The following is a 423-nucleotide window of genomic DNA, read 5'->3' on the forward strand; positions in this document are numbered from 1 at the left end:
TTAGCCATTGTTTATTTTGCTTATGACCAACAAAAGTCCAAAACTCATCTACTTCAAGGGTTTCATAATGACTTTGCTGTGCTCGAAGTTGATATTTTGATTGGCTAAGTGTCCGTAGAACTTTACCGATACTTACTCTTTCAATTTCTGCTATATCCCTGACACCACTGCCTCGCACCATGAGGTGTAATATTTTGGTTTTGATACCTGAGTGACAGCCTTGATAACTGAGAGCATGATCACCAATAAATTGACGTCTGCATATTTTACATTGGTAATTTTGCTTACCATCTACTTTTGTGCCATTTTTCTTTATACTGTCACTTAGGCAGGCTGGACACTTGATTTCTAGAGTTATTCGCATTTCTCTATTTTATCAAAATCCAACCTGCTTTTTTTCAGCATACTTTTTGAAACACCACC

Annotated in this window: 1 protein-coding gene; it reads right to left on the reverse strand. The window is 36.9% G+C overall.

Annotated features, from left to right (window positions below; all coding sequences use genetic code 11):
- On the reverse strand, nt 1–364 hold a 364-nt coding region (locus WFH18_RS17805), incomplete at its 3' end, for an IS1 family transposase (protein ID WP_336755410.1).
- Between the last annotated feature and the right edge of the window lie 59 nt (nt 365–423).

This window comes from Acinetobacter sp. USHLN143 (genome assembly GCF_037145695.1).
Lineage (GTDB): Bacteria > Pseudomonadota > Gammaproteobacteria > Pseudomonadales > Moraxellaceae > Acinetobacter > Acinetobacter fasciculus.